Source organism: Psychrobacter sp. 1Y4, from assembly GCF_051847555.1.
Genome location: NZ_JBPYDE010001229.1, coordinates 1 through 502, shown reverse-complemented (window position 1 = coordinate 502; position 502 = coordinate 1). Strand labels below are relative to the sequence as shown.

Annotated in this window: 1 protein-coding gene; it reads right to left on the bottom strand. The window is 41.8% G+C overall.

Features of this window, described 5'->3' with window-relative positions:
- Positions 1-141: 141 nt before the first annotated feature.
- Positions 142-502: alpha/beta hydrolase (locus ACS8FC_RS21275; RefSeq protein ID WP_439298239.1), on the bottom strand; the 361-nt coding region annotated here is incomplete at its 5' end.

Sequence of the window (502 nt, the reverse complement as noted above, 5' to 3'; positions counted from 1 at the left end):
CTCATCTGTACTGACGGCTTTCTCGTAACGTTGCAATGGAGATAAACTCATAATACGACTCATCGTTGGATTAAATAAATATCATAATATTGGGGTGGCTAAGTGCTACCCTAAAACATGAATTAGCGGTTAGGGTTAAAACTATGCATTGCTATGCGTTTCTAATAACTTTTTAAGCTCTGATAAGCGACCATGAAAAAAGTGACCAGCACCATCGACGACGCTTACTGCAATTCCTAAGCGATCTGCAAATGCCTGCATATTTTCAGGCGCGATTACTTCATCCGCATTACCATAGATTTCAAAGGTTTTATCCGCAGGTAAATCGATATCGCTGCTGTCATTTTTTTCGACTGAGGGTGCGATAAGCGCGATTTTTGACACGTCAAAATCATCCAACCCCCATATATGTGAGGCTTCAAATACTTGCTCAGCCACACGTGCAGTCACATAACCACCAAAAGAAAAACCGCCCAGCCATAGCTTTCGAGCATTGGTTTGT